Below are 22,660 nucleotides of genomic sequence, written 5' to 3' on the forward strand. Positions count from 1 at the left end.
CTCCGCGAGCTCACACTCGACCCCACCCGCGACTACCAGCCCACCGGACGGCCGCCCGGCCCCACAAAGCAATAGCCGGACCTACAACTTCGTAGGTCCGGCTATTCCAATGTCCTGAGACATCACAATGGCGCCCCCGGCAGGATTCGAACCTGCAACCAGCGGAGTAGAAATCCGGTGCGCTATCCGTTGCGCCACGGGGGCCGTGGCGCCAGTATCCCAAGCCCGGCCCCCCGCAGTGTGCGGAGGGCCGGGCCTGGACGGATCAGGCGGCGGCGGTGGCCGAGACCGGACGCGCCTCGACGTCGGCGTCCTCGCGCCACGCGGTGCGCCCGCGCGGTGCGTCGTACGCCTCCTGGTCGAGGATGCCCTCCCGCTTGGCCACGAGCGTCGGCACGAGCGCCTGGCCGGTGACGTTGACCGCGGTGCGACCCATGTCGAGGATCGGGTCGATGGCGAGCAGCAGGCCGACGCCCTCGAGCGGGAGGCCCAGCGTCGACAGCGTCAGGGTCAGCATCACCGTCGCACCGGTGACGCCGGCGGTGGCCGCGGAGCCGATGACCGAGACGAACGCGATCAGCAGGTAGTCGGTGACCGACAGGTCGAGGCCGAAGAACTGCGCGACGAAGATCGCCGAGATCGCGGGGTAGATCGAGGCGCAGCCGTCCATCTTGGTGGTAGCGCCCAGCGGCACGGCGAAGGAGGCGTACGCCCGCGGGACGCCCAGGTTGCGCTCGGTCACGCTCTGGGTGACGGGCATCGTGCCCACCGACGAGCGCGACACGAAGGCCAGGGTCATCGCCGGCCATGCGCCGGTGAAGAACTGCTTGACCGAGAGCCCGTTGAGGCGCAGCAGGGCGGGGTAGACGCCGAGCAGGACGAGCGCCAGGCCGGCGTAGATCGCGACCGTGAACATGCCCAGCGAGCCCAGTGCGTCCCAGCCGTAGCTGGCGACGGCGTTCCCGAGCAGGCCGACCGTGGCGATCGGGGCGAGCAGGATGATCCACCACAGGACCTTCTGCACGACCGCGAGCGCCGAACGGACGAAGGTGAGGAACGCGTCGGCGGCCTCGCCGACCTTGAGGGTGGCGATGCCGATGGCGATGGCGACGACCAGGATCTGGAGCACGTTGAACGACATCGACACGCTGCCGTCGTCGCCCGCGGAGCCCTCGAGGCCCAGCACGTTGGCGGGGACGAGGCCAGTGAGGAAGTCCAGCCAGGAGCCGGTCGACGACGGGGCGGAGGCGGCGTCGGAGGCCACGCTGGTGTGGTTGCCGGGCTGGATGACCAGGCCGAGGACGATGCCGATGACCACGGCGATCAGTGCGGTGATGGCGAACCAGGCCAGCGTCTTCCACGCCAGGCGTGCGGCACCGGTGACGTCGCGCAGGTTGGCGATGGAGGCGACGATCGCCAGGAACACCAGCGGCGGGACCACCGCGCGCAGCAGTGTCACGAACGTGCCGCCGATGGTGCTGAGGGTCTCGGTGAGCCAGTTGGGGTCGACCTCGCCGGTCGTGGCGTCGACGCCGTCGGCACCCATGCTGCGGGCCACCAGTCCCAGGACCACGCCCAGCACGAGCCCGATCAGGACCTGCGCGCCGAACGACGGGAGCCGGAAGCGGGTGGGCTTCTCGGTCTCGCTAACTGAAGTAGTCATAGTGAAAAGATAACCTTTCGGAACGGCGCGCGTGGTCCGCGGTCGCCGGGATGCGCAGGTGCGCTGGTCAGTCGGCGGCGAGCAGGAGGCGACAGAGTGCGCTCTCGGTGCGCGCGAGGTCCACGGCGCGACGCTGCGTCAGCAGGTCGCCGACGGTCGCGGGAGCCGTCGAGGAGGAGGTGGAAGGCGCGCTCACGTCGGGTGCAACCGATACTTTCGGCCACCTGTTCCGTGGTCCGCCTCACACGGGACACCCGAGCCCTAGGATCCCGGTTATGTCCTCTCGTCTCGGCGCGCGTCTCGCTGCCCTCCTCGTCCCGGTGACCCTGCTGCTGCCCGTGGCGGCCCACGCCGAGAAGGTGGTGACCCAGGACAGCGTGGGTGACGTCGTCACCCTCGTGGACGGGTCGATGGAGCTCGAGGATGCCGTCCCGGCGCCCGGCTACCAGGGGGTCGACGTGGTCCGGACGGCGGTGGCGCACGGCGCGAACCGGCTGCGGCTGACGGTCGGCTTCCGGGCGCTGGAGAAGGACCCGTTCCAGTTCACGGTGCTCCGCGTCAGCACGCCGAGGGGCCCCTTCGACGTCGTCGTCGAGCGCCTCGGCGGGAAGCCGATCTCCAGCATCGAGCGTCGCGGGAAGACCGTCGAGTGCGGCGCCCTGAAGTCCAAGGTGGACCGCGGAGCCGGCACGCTGACGACCTCGCTGCCCACCGCCTGCCTCGACGCGCCGCGCTGGGTGCAGGTCGGAGTGGGCGTCGTCGGCATCGCCGCGGACCAGGACCAGCCCGAGCTCGCGGCCCTCTACGCCGACGACGCTCACCGGGACGGAACCGTCCGCGACGCCCTCGCCAAGGGCCCCAAGGTCTTCCGCGGCTGAGGCGCCCGCTCCCGCCGGGCGGCAACCCACCCCGACAGGGGAGCACGTCGTATCTGCAGAGGTGCCGCGGTTGCGGCGCGGGCGACGCTGCGGTGTGGTGGGTCCATGACCCGGATCGGCTTCCACGCCTCACACGAGCAGATCTCCCCGGGCCAGCTGTTGCGCGACGTGCAGCGTGCCGAGCAGGCAGGCTTCGACATGGCGATGTGCTCCGACCACCTCGGGCCGTGGAGTGCCCGCCAGGGCCACTCCGGCTACGCCTGGTCGTGGTTGGGTGCCGCCCTGGCGACGACGGGCCTGACGATGGGGTGCGTGTCGGCTCCCGGTCAGCGCTACCACCCTGCAGTGCACGCCCAGAAGATCGCCACGCTGGCCGGCATGTTCCCCGGCCGCTTCTGGGTCGCCCTCGGCAGCGGCGAGGCGAGCAACGAGCACGTCACCGGCGACCGGTGGCCGTCCAAGGAGGAGCGCACGCGCCGGCTGGAGGAGTGCGTCGAGATCATCCGCCGGCTCCTCGCCGGCGAGGAGGTGAGCCACGACGGACGCGTGCGGGTCGACCGGGCACGGCTGTGGGACGTCCCGGACGAGCCACCGCTCCTGGTCGGTCCGGCCGTGAGCGTGGCGTCTGCGGCGCGCGTGGCCGCCTGGGCGGACGGGCTGGTCACCATCAACCAGCCGCACGAGACGCTGCGGCGCCTCGTCGCCGCCTACCGCGACAGCGGCGGGCAGGGCCGGCTCGCGCTCCAGGTCCACCTCTCCTGGGCTCCCAGCGAGTCCGAGGCCGAGGCGATCGCCTTCGACCAGTGGCGCACGAACGTGCTCGGCGGCGACGTCCCGTGGGACGTCGAGACCCCGGCAGCCTTCGACGAGATCGGCGAGCACGTCACGATGGAGTCCGTACGCCGTGCCGTGCTGGTCTCCGCCGATCCGGCGCAGCACGCGGCGTGGCTGGCCGAATACGCGGAGCTGGGCTTCGACGACATCTATCTGCACCACGTGGGGCAGGAGCAGGAGCGCTTCGTCGACACGTTCGCCGAGAGGGTGCTGCCGCAGCTCCGCGGTGTCTCCGACAAGGGCAGGAGCTGACCGTGCAGGTCACCGACACCAGCGACGTGTGGTGGAAGACGGCGGTCGTCTACTGCCTCGACGTCGAGACCTTCTACGACCTCGACGGCAACGGCGTCGGCGACCTGGCCGGCCTGGCCGAGCGCATCGACTACCTCGCCGAGCTCGGGATCACCTGCCTGTGGCTGATGCCGTTCTACCCCACCCCCGACCGTGACGACGGCTACGACATCGTCGACCTCTACGGGGTGGACCCGCGCCTGGGCAACCACGGCCAGCTCGTCGAGGTGCTCCGCACCGCCCACGACCGTGGGATCAACGTCATCGCCGACCTTGTCGTCAACCACACCTCCGACCGACACCCGTGGTTCAAGGCCGCCCGCCGCAGCACCGACAACCCCTTCCGCGACTACTACGTGTGGCGCGACACCGAGCCGCCCGACACGTCCGGATCCGTGGTGTTCCCCGACCAGGAGGACTCCATCTGGGAGCTCGACGAGCGAACGGGCGAGTGGTACCTCCACCACTTCTACAAGCACCAGCCGGACCTGAACCTCGCCAACCCGAAGGTGGTCGAGGAGATCCTGCGGGTCGTGGGCTTCTGGCTCGAGCTCGGGTTCGACGGCTTCCGGGTCGACGGGATCCCCTTCCTCAAGCAGACGGTCGACGACGGCGGCGACCCGGACCTCGTGGTCGACCCCCACGACCTGGTGCGGCGGATCCGGGCGTTCCTCAACCGGCGGGCCGGTCACGCGATGATGCTCGGGGAGGTGAACCTCCCGCATGCCCAGCAGCTGGAGTTCTTCGGCGGTGAGGCCGGCAACGAGCTGCACATGCAGTTCGACTTCATCGGAATGCAGGCCACCTACCTCGCGCTGGCCCGCGAGGACGCGGCGCCACTCGTCGAGGCGCTGCAGGCGAGACCGCCGATCCACCCGACCTGCCAGTGGGCGACCTTCCTGCGGAACCACGACGAGCTCACGCTGGACAAGCTGAGCGAGGACGAGCGGCAGGAGGTCTTCGCGGCCTTCGGGCCCGACCCCGAGATGCAGCTCTTCGGAAGGGGCCTCAAGCGGCGCGTGCCACCCATGATGGGCGGAGACCCGCGCCGCGTCCGGATGGCCTACAGCCTGCTGTTCACGCTGCCCGGCACCCCGACGCTCTACTACGGCGAGGAGATCGGGATGGGAGAGGACCCGGCCGCGGAAGGGCGGATGGCCGTGCGTACGCCGATGCAGTGGACCCCCGGTCGCAACGGCGGCTTCTCGCAGGCGGCGCCGGGCAGGCTGGTACAGCGCGTGGTGCCTGACGGCTACGGCCCCGCGCACGTCAATGTCGCCGACCAACGCCGCGCTCCCGACTCCCTGTGGAGCTTCATGCGGACCCTCATCGGCACCTACCGGATGTGTCCCGAGCTCGGCTGGGGCGAGTTCTCCGTGGTCGAGCAGGCCGAGGGCCGCGTGCTCGCGCACCGCTGCGACCTCGACGACGTCGCCCTCGTCGCCGTGCACAACCTGGGCGCCGACCCGGTGGTGGTCGACCTCGTGGTCGACGGGTTCGACGACACCCGCGAGCTCGTCGACCTGCTCCACGACCAGGAGGTGGCCACGAGCGACGGCTCGGTGGAGGTGAGCCTCGAGGGCTACGGGTTCCGGTGGTACCGCCTGCGCCCCAGGGGCGGGCTGCACCTGCCCTGAGCCATGCCTGACGCAGGGGACGCATCGGCACGGCCGTCGTGGGGTACGCCTCCGACATGAGCAACCACCACCCCCGGCTCGCGATCGTCACCGGCAGCGACTCAGGCATCGGACAGGCGACCGCCACCCTGCTGGCAAGCGAGGGCTTCGACGTCGGCCTGACCTTCCACAGCGACGAGGTCGGCATCCGCGAGACCGCCGAGGAGGTCACAAGGAGGGGACAGCGCAGCTTCGTCGAGCCGTTCGACGCCTCGTCGCCCGATGCCGGTGAGGTCGTCGACCGGCTGGCCGACCAGCTCGGGGGACTGGGCGTGCTCGTCAACGTCGCGGGGACCGGCCACTCCGACCGCGTGCTCGACCTCGACCCCCACACGTGGCGCCACGTCTTGGCGACCGACCTCGACGGACCGTTCCTGTGCTCCCAGCGCGCCGCACGCCTCATGGTGCAGCAGGCATCGGGTGGGCGCATCATCAACGTCACGAGCGTGCACGAGCACCTCCCGCGCTACGGCGCAGCCGCCTACTGCGCCGCCAAGGGCGGGCTGGGCATGCTGACCAAGGTGCTCGCCCTCGAGCTGGCCCAGCACGGCATCACCGTCAACGCAGTCGCTCCCGGCGAGATCTCCACGCCCATGACCGGCCAGGACGAGTCCGAGGCCTACCACCAGGACCGGCCGGGCAACCCGATCGGCCGCCCCGGGCACGTGGCCGAGGTCGCGTCGGTCATCGGCTTCCTGGCCTCGCCGCGGTCGGCGTACGTCACCGGCTCGTCGTACACCGTCGACGGTGGACTCAGCCTGATGGCCGCCCACGGGCACGACTCCGCCACGGGGTGGCGCGAGCTCTGATCCTCACCGCGCGAGCAGCACCAGCACCTCGTAGTGGGAGGTGTGGGGGAACATGTCGAGCACCCGCGCCTCCACCGGGCGCAGCGACGGCATGAGCGCGAGGTCGCGCACCAGGGAATCGGCGTTGCACGACGAGTAGACGACGTGGCCCACGCCTGACGCCTCGAGCCAGCCCGCCAGGTCGGCGCCGATCCCGCGTCGGGGCGGGTTGACCACGACCAGGTCGGGCGCGTCGCCGGCGCCCAGGGCGTACGCCGTCGCGTCGGCGGCAACGAACCCGGCCGTCACCCCCAGCTCGGCTGCGGTGGCCTGCGCGGCGGCGATCGCGTCGGCCGAGACCTCGACCCCGACCACCTCGCGGTCGGCGCGTGCGAGGTGCAGCGCGAAGCCGCCGACCCCGCAGTAGAGGTCCCACACGCTGCGGACGTCTGGCAGCGCGTCCACCCACGCACGCGCCTGGGCGTACAACGCCTCGGCGACGGGAGTGTTGGTCTGGAAGAACGACTTCGGCCCGAGCCGGAGCGTGACCCCGGTGGCGAGTCGCATCGGCAGGGTGGCGTGCTCGGTGAGCACGATCTCGCGCTCGCCCTCGAGCACCGCCTTGTGCTCGGGCTGGACGTTGACCGTCACGACGCGCAGGCCCGGCACGGAGTCGAGCAGTCCCGGGAGCCGGGAGCGGACGCGTGCCTCGAGTGCCGTCGAGCGCATCACCAGCCGCAGCATCAGCTCCGCGTCGGGCGACTCGGTGAGCAGGACGTGCTTGAGCTCGCCGCTGCGCGTCGCGACGTCGTACGGCGCCAGGCCGGCGTCGCTGATCCACTCGGCGACCCGGCCGAGGGCCGTCGTCAGGCCGGGGGAGTGCAGGGCGCAGTCGCGCAGGTCCACCCCCGCGAGGTCGCGGTCGAGGATGCCGAGGGTGGGGGCGTCGACCGTGCCCCCGACGGCCATCTTGGCCTTGTTGCGGAAGCCCGCCTCCGCGCCGGCGACCGTCGGCAGCCACACGGGGGAGCCGACCAGCGAGCGCGCGTGCTCCTCCTTGTCGGAGAGCTGGCGCGCCCGCGGGACCTCGAGCAGGCTGCACGAGCGGCAGCGGAAGGCGTCGTAGTGGTGGCAGTCCATGGTCTCGATACACCTCCCTCGTTCCTCGGTCGGCACTCGACCACCGAGGGAGGTCAGCGGTTGCGGCCCATCCACTCCTCGACGTCCGCCGACGAGCGGGGGAGCGAGGCCGAGAGGTTGGTGTGCCCGTCGGCGGTCACGAGGATGTCGTCCTCGATCCGGATGCCGATGCCGCGCAGCTCCGCGGGGACGAGCAGGTCGTCCTCCTGGAAGTAGAGGCCCGGCTCGACGGTGAGCACCATGCCCTCGGCGAGGTCGCCCTTGGGGTAGATGTCGGCCGAGGCGCGGCCGCAGTCGTGCACGTCCATGCCGAGCATGTGGGAGGTGCCGTGCAGCGTCCAGCGGGCGTAGACCTTCGACTCGGGGTCGAGCGCCTCCTGGGCCGACACGGGCAGCAGGCCGAGGTCCTCGAGCCCGTGCGCCAGCACCTCCATCGCCGCGTGGTGGGCGGCCAGGAACGGGACGCCGGGGCGTACGGCCTCGATGCCCTTCTGCTGGGCGGTGAAGACCAGGTCGTAGAGGTCGCGCTGGAGCGGGGTGAAGGTGCCGTCGACGGGCAGTGTGCGCGTCACGTCGGCGGTGTAGAGGTTGCTGCCCTCGACGCCCATGTCGAGCAGCACGAGCTTGCCGGGCTCGATGGAGCCGGTGTTGTCGATCCAGTGCAGCGTCGTGGCGTGCGAGCCGCCCGCACAGATCGAGTCGTAGCCGATGTCGTTGCCCATCGCGCGGGCGCGGCGGAAGAACGTGCCCTCGATCCAGCGCTCGCCGAACTCCAGCACCCGGTCCCACTCGCGCACCGAGTCCTCGAAGCCGAGCGTGGTGATGTCGCAGGCCTCCTGGAGCTCGCCGACCTCCCACTCGTCCTTGACCAGCCGCAGCTCGTCGGCCACGCGGGCGAGGTCCTCGTCGGTGGTGACGTCGCGGGTCTTGCGGTCGTCGTCGAAGGACGGCAGGTCCTTGACGTGGCGGACCTCGATGCCGAGCGAGTCGGAGATCTCCTGCGCCGAGGGGCGGCGACCGGCCCACAGCTCGCCGTACTGCCGGTCGCGGAAGAACTCGTCGGTGTCGCGCTCGGAGCGCGGGCGGGCGTAGAGCACCGACTCGCCGTCCTCGATCACCAGCACGGCGTCGGAGGTCTGGTTGCCCGTGAAGTAGGTGTGTGCGGTGTCGGGACGGAAGCGGTAGTCGGTGTCGTTGGCGCGGACCTTGTAGGTGCCGGCGGGGAGCACGAGCCGGTCGTCGGGGAAGGCCTTCGCGAGGGCGGCACGGCGGGTCGCGGCGCGGTCGGCGACAGGGTGCCGCGGCATGTCCAGCGCCCGGTCGCCCCAGCCCTCGCGCATGAAGGCGGCGTAGGCGGCGGGCACCGCCGGGTCGTGCGACTCGGTCTTGGGCTCGGTGCTCTCGGGGGTCGTCTGCTCGCTCACGCGGTCACTGTACGACGCGGGGGCCCCAGCCCACGAGGGCGTGGTGCACGCCCCTTGGGGTGCGGCAACCGCGGTCGAGGAGCCTTGCTCCGTTAGGGTCATACCATGCATCGACGCCGCCGCGACAGCGTTGCCTTCACGGTCGTGGTGGCAGTCCTGGTGCTCGTCGGCGCCGCTGCGATGGCCCTCGTGGTCGCCCTCTCCGGGGCTCCGGGGACCCTCGCGCTGGCCGCGCTCCTCGCGGCCCTGCCGGTGGGTCCGCTCGTCGGATGCTTCATGTGGCTCGACCGCTACGAGCCCGAGCCGCGGGGCCTGCTCGCCGCGGGGCTGCTGTGGGGTGCGTTCGTCGCCACGGCCGCCGCGCTGGTGCTCCAGGTCCTCGGCATGGCCGGCGGCGCGAGCGAGTCCGACTCGGTCTCCGTCGTCGCGCCGGTGACCGAGGAGGTCACCAAGGGTGCCTTCCTGGTGCTGCTGCTGTGGTGGCGGCGCCACGAGCTCGACGGCGTGCTCGATGGCATCGTCTACGCCGGCATGGTCGGCATCGGCTTCGCCTTCACCGAGAACATCCTCTACCTCGCCGCCGCCTACAGCGGGACCGACGGCCTCGAGGGCGGCTCGGTGGCGCTGACCGCCACCTTCATCGTCCGGTGCCTGCTGAGCCCGTTCGCCCACCCGCTCTTCACGGTCTTCACCGGCATCGGCGTGGGGCTCGCGATCTCCAGCTCCCGCCCGCTCGTACGCCGCCTCGCACCCATCGTCGGGCTCGCGCTCGCCGCTCTGCTGCACGGGCTGTGGAACTACTCCACGATCCAGGGCACGTTCCTCGTCGTCTACGCCACGCTGATGCTGCCGGCCTTCCTCGGCGTGGTGGCGTTCGCGGTCTACCGCCGGCGCTCCGAGCGGCCGCTCCTGGCCGAGGCGCTGCAGGACGCCGCCGAGCGCGGCCTCCTGCCCGCCACCGACATCCCGTGGCTGGTGGACCTCCGGGCCCGCAGGCACGCACGCCGCTGGGCGCTCCACCACGGAGGCAAGCAGGCCGAGCGCGGCATGCGCGAGTACCAGGCGGCGGCCATCGAGCTGGGCTACCTCCACCACCGCTACCTCCGCGGCACCGCTCCGGACGACTTCGCCGTCCGCGGGCAGGAGCACGTCGAGGAGCTGCGGCTCATCCGCCCCTACATCTCCTTCCCCGGACAGGTGGTACCCACCCGATGAGCGAGCCCGAGGCGGACCAGACGCCGTTCCCCGGCCGTCGTACGCCCGACGCCACGACCGCGATGGTGACCGCCCTCGTGCGGCTGCGCGGGGCGCTGCAGGAGGCCCGGCTGCCGCTGGAGCTGCCCGGCGCCGAGGAGCAGCGTGCGGCCCGTGCCGAGATGGTCGACCAGCTCGAGGACTACGTCATCCCGCGCCTGATGACCCTCGACGCACCGCTGCTCGCGGTCGTCGGCGGTTCCACCGGCGCCGGCAAGTCGACCCTGGTGAACTCGCTCGTCGGCACCCGCGTCACCACGCCGGGCGTGCTGCGCCCCACGACCCGCTCGCCGGTGCTGGTGCACCACCCCGACGACGCGAAGTGGTTCGGCCAGGACCGGCTGCTGCCCGAGCTCGAGCGCGTCACCCGGCAGACCAACGACCCCGAGGCGCTCCAGCTCGTCGCCTCGCCCGCGATGTCGCCGGGCCTGGCGATCCTCGACGCCCCCGACATCGACTCGGTCGAGGAGCGCAACCGCGTGCTTGCGGCCCAGCTGCTCGCCGCCGCCGACCTGTGGCTCTTCGTCACCTCGGCCGCGCGCTACGCCGACCAGGTGCCGTGGGACTTCCTGCGCAAGGCCGCCGAGCGCTCGGCAGCCGTGGCGATCGTGCTCGACCGCACGCCTGCCGACGCGGTCGACACCATCGCCACCCACCTCGCGCGGATGCTCGCCAGCCGCGGCCTGAAGGACTCCCCGCTCTTCACCGTCGAGGAGGGCGAGGTCTCCGAGATGGGGTTGCTGCCCTCGGACTCGGTGATCGACATCCGCCGCTGGCTCCAGGCGCTCGCCGACGACCAGGACGCCCGCGCCGCGGTCGTCCAGCAGACCCTCGACGGTGCGATCCGCACGCTCGGTCGGCGTACGCACACCGTCGCCGACGCCGCGACCGAGCAGACCGATGCCGTACGCCGCCTCCGCGAGGACGCCAACGAGGCCTACGACCGGGCCGTGAAGGCGGTCGGCGAGGCCTCGGCCGACGGCTCGCTGCTGCGCGGCGAGGTGCTGGCCCGCTGGCAGGAGTTCGTCGGCACCGGGGAGCTGCTCAAGACGCTCGAGACGCGCGTCGGATGGATCCGCGACCGGGTCGTCAACGCGGTCAAGGGCAAGCCGCAGCAGGCCGAGCGCGTCACCGTCGCCGTCGAGTCCGGGCTCGAGACCCTCATCCTCGAGCACGCCGAGGCCGCCGCCGAGCGTGCCGAGGCGTCGTGGCGCGGCACCGCCGCCGGTCAGATCCTGCTCCGCGACGCCGGCGAGGACCTCGGTCGTGCGTCCCGTGACTTCCGTCGCCGTGCCGAGCGCGCCGTGCGCGACTGGCAGGACGACGTGCTCGAGATGGTGCGCAGCGAGGGCGCCGACAAGCGCTCCACCGCGCGCTTCCTGGCCTTCGGCGTCAACGGCCTCGCGGTCGCGCTGATGATCGTCGTCTTCGCCCACACCGGCGGCCTCCTGGTCGGCGCGGAGGCGGGCATCGCCGGCGGCTCGGCGCTCCTGGGGCAGAAGCTGCTCGAGGCGGTCTTCGGCGACCAGGCGGTGCGCAGCCTCGCCGAGCGCGCGCGCCAGCGGCTCGAGTCCTCGATGAGCGACCTGCTCGACGCCGAGCGACGCCGCTACACCGACCTCCTCGACAGCCTCGAGATCTCGCCCGAGGCGCCCGAGCGAATGCGCTCCGCGGCCCGCAAGGTCGACGACCTCCGCTACGCCGCGACGCAGCAGCCCCAGGGTTCGGACGCTCCCGAGAGCGCCCCCTAGGGTTGAGTCCCCAACAACCGCACCACCCAACCGTGAGGGAGTCATGACGTCGTTGCTCGAAGGGGCCAAGAAGCTGGTCACCCGGAGCTCTGACATCGGAGCCCGCGTCGACGGGCTCGAGCGCGCCGCCACGGCCGCCCGCGGACGCGTCGACGACGCCGTCGTGGACGACGCGGAGAAGGTCGCCGCCCGCGCGGCAGGTCGCCTCAAGCTGTCCGCCGACCACACCGTCGTCGCGCTCGCCGGCGCGACCGGCTCGGGCAAGTCCTCCACCTTCAACGCACTGAGCGGACTCGAGCTCGCCGCGGTCGGCGTACGCCGTCCCACCACGTCGTGGGCCACGGCCTGCGTGTGGGGCAAGGAGGGCGCCGAGGAGCTGCTCGAGTGGCTCGGCATCCCCTCGCGCCACCAGGTCACCCGCGACTCGATGCTCTCCAAGGCCGACGAGGACGTCGAGCTGCGCGGCGTGGTGCTCCTCGACCTCCCCGACCACGACTCCACCGAGGTCTCCCACCACCTCGAGGTCGAGCGCCTGGTGCAGCTCGCCGACATGCTGGTGTGGGTGCTCGATCCCCAGAAGTACGCCGACGCCGCCATCCACGACCGCTTCCTCAAGCCGCTGTCGGGGCACCGCGACGTGATGCTGGTGGTGCTCAACCACATCGACACCGTGCCGGAGGACCGGCGCGCCTCGATGATCGAGGACGTGAGCCGCCTGCTCGAGGCCGACGGCCTGGCCGGCGTCCCGGTGCTCGGCGTGAGCGCGCGCCACGGCTGGGGCGTCGACGAGCTGCGCGGCATGATCGCCGAGCGCGTCGCGGCCAAGAAGGTCACCCGCTCGCGCCTCGAGGCCGACGTGAAGAGCGCCGCCCAGCGCCTCCAGGAGGCCACCGGCACCGGCAAGGCGCCGACCCTGTCGAAGGAGCGGATCGCCGCCCTCGACGACGCCTTCGCCGAGGCGGCCGGCGTGCCGACCGTCGTGAAGGCCGTCGCCGACTCCACCCGCCTGCGGGCCAACCGCGCGACCGGGTGGCCGGTGACGGCGTGGTTCTCCCGGCTCAAGCCCGACCCGCTCAAGCGCCTGCACCTCGACCTCGGCGCGTCCGGCAAGGAGCTCACCGGCACCGCGCGCACCTCGGTGCCCAAGGCCACCGGAGTCCAGCGCGCCCGCGTCGACACCGAGGTCCGCGCCCTGGCCGACCACGTCGGCGAGGGCATGTCCCCCGCCTGGGCCTCTGCCGTCCGGGCAGCCTCCGTCTCCCGCCTGCCCGACCTCGGGGACCGGCTCGACCGGGCGGTCGCCTCGACCGACCTCGGTGCCGCGAAGATCCCCGTGTGGGCCGGCCTCGTGCGCGTCCTTCAGTACGTCCTGATCGTCTCCGCAGTCCTCGGCGCCGGGTGGCTGGCGCTGCTCGCCTTCGGCTCGTACGCCCGGCTGCCCGAGCCGCCCACCCCGGAGGTCGGCGCCTTCCCGCTGCCGACGCTGATGCTGCTGGGCGGGGTGGGGCTGGGCATCCTCCTGGCACTGGTGTGCCGCTGGCTGGTGTCGCTCACCGCGAGGTCGCGCGCGCGCTCGGCGGACAAGCGCCTGCGCGAGGCGATCTCCGAGGTGTCCGCGGAGGTCGTCGTCGCCCCGATCCAGGCCGAGCTCGCGTCCTACGCCGAGGTCCGCGACGGCCTCACCACCGCCCTGCGCTGACGGTCTCCGGCCAGCGCTGGCCTGCTGTCTCCGGCGGGGGTCGAGCGGACCAACGGCCGCTCAACGGCCGCCATGCCGGCCGTCCAGCGTCCAGGCCGTACGTCCAGTCCGGACCGGGGCCTCGCGCCCCATCGACGACGGACCGAGCCAGGAACTGTCCACAGCGGCTCGTGTTCGGGTGTTGTCCACAGCTCCACGCGTCTACGGGCCGTGCCTGTCGGTCCGAGCGACGAACCTCGGAGGACCGCGGCGGAACCACCGCCGCCGAGTCCAGGAGGCATCCCGATGTACGACACCCAGATCACCCTGACCGGCTGGATCGGCGGCGACGTGACGCTGCGCGAGCTCGCCGAGGGCCGCCAGGTCGCCTCGTTCCGCGTCGCCTGCACCCCCAGCCGCTACCGCGACGGCGAGTGGGTCCGTGGCACCACCTCGTGGCACACCGTGAAGGCGTGGAACCGGCTCGCGCGCCACGTCGCCGACTCGCTGAGCAGCGGCGACCCCGTCGTCGTGCACGGTCGGCTCGTCGCCGACGTGTGGGAGCGCGAGGGCAAGCCGCAGACCTCCTTCGAGGTGGTCGCCACCTCCGTCGGCCACGACCTGAGCCACGGCACGACCAGGTTCGCCAAGGCCGTGGCGCCCGAGGTCGCCGAGGTGCAGCCGATGACGAGCGCTGAGGAGCCGCAGGCGGCCTGAGCTCACGGCTGGTAGGACGTCCACACCTGGTCGCGCACGATCGCCTCGAGCTGCGCCATCGTCAGGGGCGGTCGGGGCGCCGTGATCGGGGACTCGGCGCCCCACTTGTCGTCGTCGGTGTTGGCGGTGGCGCCGTAGACGATGCCGTCGCCGAAGACCACGACCACCTCGACGATCCTGACGTCCCCCATCACCGTGGTGCTGCGCCGACCGGTCCGTTCGCCGCCGGGGCCGCGGATCTCGGTGCAGGAGGTCGTGCTGGGACCCAGATCCCCCGGGCAGGTGAGCCAGCCGTCCTGCACGCCCACCTCGAAGGTGGCCTCCTCCGCGCCGACGCCCTCCAGCGCGACAGGGGCCGTCCTTGCCGGCCACATCATGATGTTCACGTTGCCCGTGGCGACCTCGCCGCCGGCAGAAACGCCGAGGGTCGAGTTGATGAAGCCGTGGGCGGGGCCGCCCTGCTCGGTGTCGCCTGCGAGCGGGCCCGTAGCGGTGAGGATCACCCCGTCGGGCAGGATCCCGGTCAGGGTCTCGACCATCTCGTTGGCTGGCATGTCCCACCAGCCGCTCGGCGTCTGCGGCAGACCCGGCTCGGGCGCTGCCGGCTGCGTCGCGACGAGGTCGCTGCTCCGGGTGGCGGCTCCGCCCCCGGCAGCCAGCCACGGTCCCGCCGCGCCGACCGCGAGTCCGGCGGCGACGGCGGCCGCGGCGACGGTCACCCGGCGGCGGGCACGCAGCCGCCGGCCTCGGGCAAGTGCTGCGCCCGGCAGGTCGAGAGGGGGCCGCGCGTCTGCCATGGCGGCCTCGATGACGGTGCGGACGTAGGCCTCGTCGGAGCCGGGCAGGGGGGCGGCGTCGGTGCGGTGGGTGCTCATCGGGAACCCTTCGGGAGCAGGAACGGGTCGCGCACGTCGTCGAGCTGGGTGCGCAGGGTGGCAAGGGCACGTAGCGAACGGTTCTTCACCGCGGCGCTGCTCAGGTGGAGCGTGCGGGCGGTCTCCTCCACGGAGCGGTCCTCCCAGTAGCGCAGCACGACCACCGCGCGGTCGAGCGGCGCCAGCGTGCGGAGGGCGGCCAGCAGCGTCAGGCGCAGCGCCGGGTCGTCGTCCTCCGTGCTGACGTCGTCGACCTCCGCCACTGCCACCTCGGTGCTGCTGCGGCGGCGCCGATCGCTGAGGAAGGTCTTCAGCACGATGCCGCTCACGTAGGCGGTCGGGTCGTCGGCCGCGCTCACCCGGCGCCAGTGGACGTACGCCTTGGCCAGCGCCGTCTGGAGCAGGTCCTCGGCCGCGACCGACGACGTGGTCAGCAACCACGCCTTGCGGTGGAGCTGGGGTGAGGCGGACGCGACGAACGAGGTGAACTCCTCGTCGACGCCGGTGCTCCCACGCATGGCATCCCCCTTCTGCAGGCCCCCTCGGTGGCGGCCCCCACCCTGCTCGACGCGGTGACCGCGGTGGATGGTCTCAGGTCCGCTGCGTCCCGGGCGCGATTGTCGGGCGGGGTCCGGTTCCCCGTAGGCTCGCCCGCATGGCTGAGTACGTCTTCACACTGCGCAATGTGCGCAAGGCCCACGGTGACAAGGTCGTCCTCGACAACGTCACCCTCTCGTTCCTCCACGGCGCCAAGATCGGCGTCGTCGGACCCAACGGCACGGGCAAGTCCTCGCTGCTCAAGATCATGGCGCAGCTCGACCACGCCAACAACGGGGACGCGATCCTCGACCCCGAGGCGACCGTCGGCATGCTCCAGCAGGAGCCCCCGCTCAGCGAGGGCAAGACCGTCCTGGAGAACGTCGAGGAGGCCGTGGGCGAGCTCAAGGCCAAGATGAAGCGCCTCGAGGACGCCTACATGGAGATGGGCGAGCCCGACGCCGACCAAGACGCGCTCATGGAGGAGACCGGCAACCTCCAGACCGAGCTCGACAACGCCAACGCGTGGGACCTCGACAGCCGCCTCGACCAGGCCATGGACGCGCTGCGCTGCCCGCCGCCGGACGTCCTGGTGGACAACCTGTCCGGTGGTGAGCGCCGCCGCGTCGCGCTGTGCAAGCTGCTGCTCCAGCAGCCCGACCTGCTGCTCCTCGACGAGCCCACCAACCACCTCGACGCCGAGTCGGTGCAGTGGCTCGAGGGCCACCTCGCCTCCTACCCCGGTGCCGTCCTGGCCGTGACCCACGACCGGTACTTCCTCGACAACGTCGCGCAGTGGATCCTCGAGCTCGACCGCGGCAAGGCGCATCCCTACGAGGGCAACTACACGACCTACCTCGAGACCAAGAAGGACCGGCTCAAGATCGAGGGCCAGAAGGACGCCAAGCGCGCCAAGGTCCTCGAGCGCGAGCTCGAGTGGGTCCGCTCCAACGCCAAGGCCCGCCAGACCAAGAGCAAGTCCCGTCTCGCGCGCTACGAGGAGATGGCGGCCGAGGCCGACCGGATGCGCAAGATCGACACCTCCGAGATCAACATCCCGGCCGGTCCGCGCCTCGGCGACATCGTGCTGGAGGCCGACGGGCTCGGCAAGGGCTTCGAGGGCCGCACCCTCATGCACGACGTGTCCTTCAAGCTCCCGCGCGCCGGCATCGTCGGCGTCATCGGGCCCAACGGCGTCGGCAAGACCACGCTGTTCCGGATGATCACGGGGGAGGAGCAGCCCGACACCGGCGACCTCAAGGTCGGCCAGACCGTCAAGCTCTCCTACGTCGACCAGAGCCGCGGCGGCATCGACCCCAACAAGAACGTCTGGGAGGTCGTCTCCGACGGCCTGGACTTCATCAAGGTCGCCAACTTCGAGATGAACAGCCGCGCCTACGTCGCGTCGTTCGGCTTCAAGGGCCCGGACCAGCAGAAGAAGGCCGGCGTGCTCTCCGGTGGAGAGCGCAACCGCCTCAACCTCGCGCTGACGCTCAAGATGGGTGGCAACATGCTGCTCCTCGACGAGCCCACCAACGACCTGGACGTCGAGACGCTGTCCTCGCTCGAGGACGCGCTCCTCGACTTCCCCGGCTGCGCCGTGGTCACCTCCCACGACCGGTGGTTTCTCGACCGCGTCGCGACCCACATCCTGGCGTGGGAGGGCGATGACGAGGACCCGGCCAAGTGGTTCTGGTTCGAGGGCAACTTCGCCGCCTACGAGGAGAACAAGATCGAGCGCCTCGGCATCGAGGCCGCACGTCCGCACCGCGTCACGCACCGCCGTCTCACGCGCGACTGATGAGACGAGCAGCCGCCCGCGAGGAACGAGCGGGCGGCGTGGGCTCGGCCAGGTCGAGTGGCCCCGCGACCGAGGAACGAGGTCGCGCAAGGGACGTATCGAGACCCCGCTACTGCGTACGGATCTCCGACTCCGGGTGCCGCGTCACGAGGTGGTCGGCGACCCGGTCGAAGACCCGCCCGACTGCGGCGAAGTCGTCGTCGCCGACGAGGTCGACGATGTTGCGGCGCACGCTCTCCACGTGGCACGGCGCGGCCCGCTCGAGCAGCTCGTAGCCCTGGTCGGTCATCGTCGCGACCACGCCACGACCGTCCTCCGGCGTCGTGCCGCGGGTGACGTAGCCGACGGCCTCCATCCGGGCGACGGTGTGCGTCACCCGGCTGCGTGAGTGCGCCATCGCGTCGGCCAGCTGCGCCATCCGCATCGCCCGGCCCGGACGCTCGGAGAGCCGCACCAGCACCTCGTACTCGGTGAGCGACATTCCGAACTCGCGGCGCAGGTCGTCGTCGAGACGTTCCATCAGCAGCGTCATGCCCATCATCAGGGCACGCCACGAGTGCTGCTGCGTGTCGTCGAGCCAGCGCGGTTCCCCCGTGGTGGTCATGGCGCCAGCCTAGTGCCGTGCAGGGCCCGGACCCGTCAGCCGACGCGCTCGAGGATCATCGCCATGCCCTGGCCGCCGCCGACGCACATGGTGATCAGGCCGGTGGACTTGTCGTGCCAGTCCAGGCTGTTGAGCATCGTGTTCTGCAGGCGGGCACCCGTCATGCCGAAGGGGTGGCCGACCGCGATGGCGCCGCCGTTGACGTTGAGGCGGTCCAGGTCGATGCCGAGGTCCTGGTAGGACGGGACGACCTGCGCGGCGAACGCCTCGTTGATCTCGACCAGGTCGATGTCGCCGATGCTCATGCCGGCGTGCTTGAGGGCGTTCTTCGTCGCCTCGACGGGGCCGAGTCCCATGATCTCGGGGGAGAGCCCCGAGACGCCGGTGGAGACGATCCGCGCGAGCGGGGTGAGGCCGAGCTCGGCGGCCTTGGTGTCGGACATGACGACCACGGCGGCGGCGCCGTCGTTGAGCGCGCAGCAGTTGCCCGCGGTGACCACGCCGTCGGGGCGGAAGACCGGGTCGAGGCCGGCGATGGCGTCGTACGTCACTCCGGCGCGCGGGCCGTCGTCCTTGGTCACCACCGTGCCGTCGGGAGTCGTGACCGGGGTGATCTCGCGCTCCCAGAAGCCGTCGGCGATCGCCTTCTCGGCGAGGTTCTGCGAGCGGACGGCGAACTCGTCGAGCTCCTTGCGGTCCAGGCCGCGCATCCGCGCGACGTTCTCGGCCGTCTGGCCCATCGCGATGTAGATGTCGGGCAGCTGGCCGTCCTCGCGCGGGTCGTGCCAGTCCCGGCCGCCCTTGGCGTACTCGTCGGTGCGCGCAGCGGCGTCCTCGAAGAGCGGGTTGCGGGTGCCGGGGATGTGGTCGGAGGTGCCCTTGGCGAAGCGCGAGACGGTCTCGACACCGGCGGAGACGAAGATGTCGCCCTCGCCGGCCTTGATGGCGTGGAAGGCCATGCGGGTGGTCTGCACCGAGGAGGAGCAGTAGCGGGTGACCGTGGCGCCGGGGACCTCGAGGCCGAGGAGGGTCGTCACGACGCGGGCCATGTTGTTGCCCGACTCGCCACCGGGGAGGCCGCAGCCGAGGAGCAGGTCCTCGATCGTGGTCGGGTCGAGGTCGGGGATCTTGTCGAGGGCGGCCTGCACGGCGAGCGCGGTGAGGTCGTCGGGACGGAAGTCCTTCAGCGAGCCCTTGTTGGCCCGGCCGATGGGGGTACGCGCTGCGGAAACGATCACTGCCTCGGGCATGGGGAACTCCGGTTACTCGTGGGTTGGCACGGTCTCCCGGCACCCTAGTCCGCCGTCCTCCGGCACGGCACCGGCCCCGGTGTGGCCTACGTCATGGCGGCGGGGTCTCGCGGACCAAGACCGGTGAGCAGCGCCTCGACGCTCTCGTGGACGAAGGCGCGGCGCTGCCGGGTGGGCAGCACCAGTGAGGCGAGGAGCACTCCGTCGAGCGCAGCGACGAGGGTGTCGGCCGACGCGCTGTCCGCGTAGTCGGATCTGAGCATCACCTCGCGCACCAGTGCGGTCAGGTCCTCACGCCACACCCGGAAGCGCTCGGCCAGCCCCGGATCGCGGATCGCGATCACGGTGAGCTCGAGCCGTGCAGCCAGCAGGTCGGGCTCGGCGAGCCAGCGTCCGAAGAGGCGCGACACCTCGCTCACCGCCCTCTCGTGGTCGCCGGGGCAGTCCGCCAGTCGGGTGCCCAGCGCGTCGACGTCGGCGGTCAGGCGATCGGCGACGACGTCGCCCACCGAGGTCAGCAACGCCTCTCGGGTGCGGAAGTAGGCCGAGGTGCTCCCCTCGGACAGCCCGGCCTCGCGGTCGACCGCGCGGTGGGTCAGGCCCCGGTTGCCCTGCCGGGCGAGCACCGTCGTGGCGGCAGTGAGGATCTCGCGACGTCGCGGCGACAGCTCCTGACGCCCTGGCCCCACGGTCTTCACGCTCCTCACTTGCGGTGTCGCACGACACTACCGGGTCGACTTGCGATCCAGCGGGGGAGGAGTAGCCTTCTACGTACGTAGAAAAATCTACGCCTGTAGAAAGGATCGATCATGCTCGCCGACTCCACCGCCATCACCACCTACCTGGTCTTCATCGGCGTCGTCAGTGCGCTGGCGCTCGTCCTGGCCTCAGTGGTCCTGACCCTCGCCTTCCGTGAGACCCGTCGTGACCGCATCGCCCGCCACGAGTCCATCCCCGCCTACTACGGTCGCGGCTACTTCGCCCACTGAGACGGGCCCGCTGGGGCCCGCTCGACCGAGCGGACCCGGTGACGTCGGGCCATTGACCGATCTGGTTGCTGCGCCGACCGCGACCTCTGCGACGATCGGTGAGTGCGCCACCTCTACCGCTGCCCGCTCAGGTGGGCCGACCTCGACCTGCTCGGCCACGTCAACAACGTCACCTACGTCGACTACATGCAGGAGGCGCGGGTCGACATGTTCCGCACCCACGCCCCCGACAGCCGGGCCGACGACCTGGCCGAGGGTGTGGTCGTGGTGCGTCACGAGGTCACCTACGTCTCCTCGCTGACCTTCTCCTTCGAGCCGGTCGCCATCGAGTGCTGGGTCACCGAGATCCGCGCCGCGAGCTTCACCATGGGCTACGAGATCTTCGCCGAGGACGAGGCCGGGGAGCGCACGGTCTTCCTGCGCGCCCGCACCGTGCTGACGCCGTACGTCTTCGCCACCGAGCGGCCGCGACGCCTGCACGCGGGGGAGAAGGAGTCGCTGACCCGCCTCCTCGAGCCGGACGAGCCCGTACGTCCTCCCGCGGCGGTCGAGGTCGTGGAGGTGCCCGGCGGCACCTACCCGGTGCACGTGCGCTTCAGCGACGTGGACATCTACGGCCACGTCAACAACGTGAAGTACTTCGAGTACTTCCAGGAGGCGCGCATCCAGCTGATGGTGTCCCAGGCCGGCGAGCTCGGCGAGGGCTACCACCTCGTGGTCGCGCAGACCGACGTCGACTACCGGCGCCCGATCCTGTTCCGGCCCGAGCCGTACGACTGCCGCACCTGGGTCTCCCACATCGGCCGGACGTCGGTGGTCTTCGAGTCCGTGGTGCGCGACGGCGACGACGTGCTGGCCCGGGCCCGCGTCGTGGGGGTGTGCATCGACAACGCCACGGGCCGGCCGGCGCCCGTGCCCGACGCCTACCGGGACCTCACTCCAGGGTGTTGACCATGAACTGGGCCGCGTGCGTGACGTAGTCCCAGAACCGCTCGTCCTGCTCCGGCGTCAGGTCCGCCGCGTCGAGGCCGGCCCGGAAGTGGACCAGCCAGCGCTGGGCGGCGGCCGGGGTGACCTGGAAGGGCGCGTGCCGCATCCGCAGGCGCGGGTGCCCCCGGGTCTCGGAGTACGTCGACGGACCGCCCCAGTACTGCACGAGGAACAGCGCGAAGCGCTCCTCCGCAGGGCCGAGGTCGGCCTCGGGGTACATCGGGCGCAGCAGCTCGTCGTCGGCCACACCCTCGTAGAAGCGGTGGACGATCGTGCGGATCGTCTGCTCGCCGCCGATCTCGTCGTAGAAGGTGGTGGTCACCCGACCATTGTGTCGGGTGCACCGGAACGCACCGGAGGCGCCCTCAGGCGGGTCCCTCGGCGCGCGCCGGTCCCTCGGCGGGCGCCGCACCGGCCGGGGGCTCGGCCGGGGAGTCCGCTGCGTCACCGGCGGCCCGGGGATCGCCGTCGCGCATCCACAGCACCCGCTGGGCGAAGGGGATCTCGATGCCCTCGTGGTCGAAGCGGTACTTGATCCGCTGCCGCATCTCGCGGGCGACGGCCCACTGCTCGAGCGGGGCGGTCTTCAGCGCGACGCGGACCAGGACGGCGTCCGGTCCGAGGTCCTGCACGCCCCAGACCGACGGCTCCTCGATGATCCGGCCCTTGAAGTCCTCGTCCTCCCACAGGTCGTGCGCCACGTCGGCGAGCACGCTCCGCACGCGCGCGAGGTCCTCGCCGTAGCCGACGCTCACGTCGAGCACCGTGCGGGCCCAGTTCTGGCTCATGTTGCCCACGCGCAGGATCTCGCCGTTGCGGACGTACCAGACCGTGCCGTTGACGTCGCGCAGGCGGGTGACGCGCAGGCTCACGGCCTCGACGGTGCCGATGGCCTCGCCGAGGTCGACCTCGTCACCGACGCCGTACTGGTCCTCGAAGATCATGAAGATGCCGGAGAGGAAGTCCTTGACCAGCGTCTGCGAGCCGAAGCCGATCGCGACGCCGATGATGCCGGCGCTGGCGATCAGCGGGGCGATGTCGTAGCCGAGCTCGGCGATGAACATCAGCGCGATCACGACCATGACGACGCCGGTGACGATGCTCTTCAGCAGCGAGCCCATGGTCGCCGCGCGCTGCACGCGGCGGGTGTGGAAGGGATCCTCGGTCAGGTTCAGCGCGGCACCCATCCGGCCGCCGGTCATCGCCTTGCTGACGCGGTTGGGGAGCATGCCCACCTCGGCGCGCTTCACGACGCGGTCGATGACCCGGTGGAGCACCCACCGGACCACGAGTCCGATCAGGATCAGTCCCACGAGGGCGCTCGGCTTCCCGACGATCCAGTCCGCCGCGTTGGCGAGATCCTGGTTGCCGGTCCACTCGAGCACCCGGGTGCAGAGGAACTCGTCGGTCGAGCATGCGGTGAGGGTGTTGGTCTCGCTCCCGGAGACCCTGGTCACGTCGATGATCGGGGTAGTGAGGGGGTGAGGCATGCCCGCCAGTATGGGCGATACCCTTCTACC

General features: G+C 71.5%; 22 protein-coding genes and 1 tRNA gene. 11 read left to right on the forward strand and 12 right to left on the reverse strand.

The window, feature by feature from the left end:
- Positions 1-128 precede the first annotated feature (128 nt).
- The 3 genes from IRX98_RS20270 to IRX98_RS23230 form a co-directional block, all read right to left on the reverse strand.
- Positions 129-204: transfer RNA gene (locus tag IRX98_RS20270), tRNA-Arg, on the reverse strand.
- 61 nt (positions 205-265) lie between these two features.
- Positions 266-1,663 (reverse strand): dicarboxylate/amino acid:cation symporter, encoded by a 1,398-nt coding sequence (locus IRX98_RS20275; RefSeq protein ID WP_224279865.1) that lies wholly within the window; start codon positions 1,661-1,663, stop codon positions 266-268.
- 67 nt (positions 1,664-1,730) lie between these two features.
- A complete protein-coding gene (locus tag IRX98_RS23230; RefSeq protein WP_268929069.1) occupies positions 1,731-1,859 on the reverse strand; it encodes a hypothetical protein in 129 nt (42 codons plus the stop codon).
- Between the two features lie 79 nt (positions 1,860-1,938).
- On the opposite strand from IRX98_RS23230, the gene IRX98_RS20280 reads away from it, so the two are divergent.
- From IRX98_RS20280 to IRX98_RS20295, 4 genes are all read left to right on the forward strand, one after another.
- Positions 1,939-2,541, forward strand: a complete 603-nt coding sequence (locus IRX98_RS20280) for a hypothetical protein (RefSeq protein WP_224279866.1) — start codon at positions 1,939-1,941, stop codon at positions 2,539-2,541.
- Between the two features lie 105 nt (positions 2,542-2,646).
- Positions 2,647-3,627 (forward strand): TIGR03885 family FMN-dependent LLM class oxidoreductase, encoded by a 981-nt coding sequence (locus tag IRX98_RS20285; protein ID WP_224279867.1) that lies wholly within the window; start codon positions 2,647-2,649, stop codon positions 3,625-3,627.
- Between the two features lie 2 nt (positions 3,628-3,629).
- Positions 3,630-5,303, forward strand: coding sequence for an alpha-amylase family protein (locus IRX98_RS20290; RefSeq protein WP_224279868.1), 1,674 nt, complete (start codon positions 3,630-3,632; stop codon positions 5,301-5,303).
- Positions 5,304-5,359: 56 nt separating this feature from the next.
- Positions 5,360-6,151: an SDR family oxidoreductase gene (locus tag IRX98_RS20295; protein WP_224279869.1), complete on the forward strand. Its 792-nt coding sequence runs from the start codon at positions 5,360-5,362 to the stop codon at positions 6,149-6,151.
- Positions 6,152-6,154: 3 nt separating this feature from the next.
- On the opposite strand, the gene rlmC is transcribed toward IRX98_RS20295, so the two are convergent.
- Together rlmC and IRX98_RS20305 are read right to left on the reverse strand one after the other, a co-directional pair.
- Complete coding sequence (rlmC, locus tag IRX98_RS20300; RefSeq protein WP_224279870.1) at positions 6,155-7,270, reverse strand: 23S rRNA (uracil(747)-C(5))-methyltransferase RlmC; 1,116 nt, start codon at positions 7,268-7,270, stop codon at positions 6,155-6,157.
- A 53-nt stretch (positions 7,271-7,323) separates the two neighbouring features.
- Positions 7,324-8,694 (reverse strand): aminopeptidase P family protein, encoded by a 1,371-nt coding sequence (locus tag IRX98_RS20305; RefSeq protein ID WP_224279872.1) that lies wholly within the window; start codon positions 8,692-8,694, stop codon positions 7,324-7,326.
- Positions 8,695-8,799: 105 nt separating this feature from the next.
- Here IRX98_RS20305 and IRX98_RS20310 point away from each other — a divergent pair, with 105 nt between their 5' ends.
- The 4 genes from IRX98_RS20310 to IRX98_RS20325 all read left to right on the forward strand — a co-directional run bounded on the left by IRX98_RS20310 (position 8,800) and on the right by IRX98_RS20325 (position 14,094).
- Positions 8,800-9,909: a PrsW family intramembrane metalloprotease gene (locus IRX98_RS20310; protein WP_224279874.1), complete on the forward strand. Its 1,110-nt coding sequence runs from the start codon at positions 8,800-8,802 to the stop codon at positions 9,907-9,909.
- On the forward strand, positions 9,906-11,699 hold the full coding sequence (locus IRX98_RS20315) for a dynamin family protein (RefSeq protein WP_224279875.1): 1,794 nt from the start codon (positions 9,906-9,908) through the stop codon (positions 11,697-11,699). Before IRX98_RS20310 ends, IRX98_RS20315 begins: the two co-directional genes overlap by 4 nt.
- A 43-nt stretch (positions 11,700-11,742) precedes the next feature.
- Entirely contained in the window at positions 11,743-13,398 is a 1,656-nt protein-coding gene (locus tag IRX98_RS20320) for a YfjP family GTPase (protein WP_224279877.1), read from the forward strand.
- Between the two features lie 285 nt (positions 13,399-13,683).
- Positions 13,684-14,094, forward strand: coding sequence for a single-stranded DNA-binding protein (locus tag IRX98_RS20325; RefSeq protein WP_224279880.1), 411 nt, complete (start codon positions 13,684-13,686; stop codon positions 14,092-14,094).
- 2 nt (positions 14,095-14,096) lie between these two features.
- Here IRX98_RS20325 and IRX98_RS20330 read toward each other — a convergent pair whose 3' ends face one another.
- The gene (locus IRX98_RS20330; protein WP_224279882.1) at positions 14,097-14,969 is read right to left on the reverse strand and encodes a hypothetical protein; all 873 of its coding nucleotides are present in this window, start codon (positions 14,967-14,969) and stop codon (positions 14,097-14,099) included.
- Positions 14,966-15,487 carry a SigE family RNA polymerase sigma factor gene (locus IRX98_RS20335; RefSeq protein ID WP_224279884.1) on the reverse strand — a complete coding sequence of 174 codons (522 nt, stop codon included), beginning with the start codon at positions 15,485-15,487 and terminating at the stop codon, positions 14,966-14,968. The genes IRX98_RS20330 and IRX98_RS20335 overlap by 4 nt, the downstream gene beginning before the upstream one ends.
- Before the next feature lie 137 nt (positions 15,488-15,624).
- Here IRX98_RS20335 and ettA point away from each other — a divergent pair, with 137 nt between their 5' ends.
- On the forward strand, positions 15,625-17,307 hold the full coding sequence (ettA, locus tag IRX98_RS20340) for an energy-dependent translational throttle protein EttA (protein WP_224279886.1): 1,683 nt from the start codon (positions 15,625-15,627) through the stop codon (positions 17,305-17,307).
- A gap of 109 nt (positions 17,308-17,416) precedes the next feature.
- Here the strand turns inward: ettA and IRX98_RS20345 are convergent, their stop codons facing one another.
- The 3 genes from IRX98_RS20345 to IRX98_RS20355 all read right to left on the reverse strand — a co-directional run bounded on the left by IRX98_RS20345 (position 17,417) and on the right by IRX98_RS20355 (position 19,850).
- Entirely contained in the window at positions 17,417-17,911 is a 495-nt protein-coding gene (locus tag IRX98_RS20345) for a MarR family winged helix-turn-helix transcriptional regulator (RefSeq protein ID WP_224279888.1), read from the reverse strand.
- 35 nt (positions 17,912-17,946) lie between these two features.
- Positions 17,947-19,161, reverse strand: a complete 1,215-nt coding sequence (locus IRX98_RS20350) for an acetyl-CoA C-acetyltransferase (RefSeq protein ID WP_224279890.1) — start codon at positions 19,159-19,161, stop codon at positions 17,947-17,949.
- An 86-nt stretch (positions 19,162-19,247) separates the two neighbouring features.
- Positions 19,248-19,850: a TetR/AcrR family transcriptional regulator gene (locus IRX98_RS20355; RefSeq protein ID WP_224279892.1), complete on the reverse strand. Its 603-nt coding sequence runs from the start codon at positions 19,848-19,850 to the stop codon at positions 19,248-19,250.
- A gap of 120 nt (positions 19,851-19,970) precedes the next feature.
- Between IRX98_RS20355 and IRX98_RS20360 the strand changes: the two genes are divergently transcribed.
- Both IRX98_RS20360 and IRX98_RS20365 read left to right on the forward strand, forming a co-directional pair.
- Positions 19,971-20,150 carry a hypothetical protein gene (locus IRX98_RS20360; protein ID WP_224279894.1) on the forward strand — a complete coding sequence of 60 codons (180 nt, stop codon included), beginning with the start codon at positions 19,971-19,973 and terminating at the stop codon, positions 20,148-20,150.
- Between the two features lie 102 nt (positions 20,151-20,252).
- On the forward strand, positions 20,253-21,101 hold the full coding sequence (locus IRX98_RS20365) for an acyl-CoA thioesterase (protein WP_224279896.1): 849 nt from the start codon (positions 20,253-20,255) through the stop codon (positions 21,099-21,101).
- Here the strand turns inward: IRX98_RS20365 and IRX98_RS20370 are convergent.
- Together IRX98_RS20370 and IRX98_RS20375 are read right to left on the reverse strand one after the other, a co-directional pair.
- Positions 21,085-21,462, reverse strand: a complete 378-nt coding sequence (locus tag IRX98_RS20370; RefSeq protein WP_224279898.1) for a globin — start codon at positions 21,460-21,462, stop codon at positions 21,085-21,087. The genes IRX98_RS20365 and IRX98_RS20370 overlap by 17 nt on opposite strands.
- 43 nt (positions 21,463-21,505) lie before the next feature.
- On the reverse strand, positions 21,506-22,630 hold the full coding sequence (locus tag IRX98_RS20375; protein ID WP_224279900.1) for a mechanosensitive ion channel family protein: 1,125 nt from the start codon (positions 22,628-22,630) through the stop codon (positions 21,506-21,508).
- Between the last annotated feature and the right edge of the window lie 30 nt (positions 22,631-22,660).

The organism is Nocardioides lacusdianchii, from assembly GCF_020102855.1.
Lineage (GTDB): Bacteria > Actinomycetota > Actinomycetes > Propionibacteriales > Nocardioidaceae > Nocardioides > Nocardioides lacusdianchii.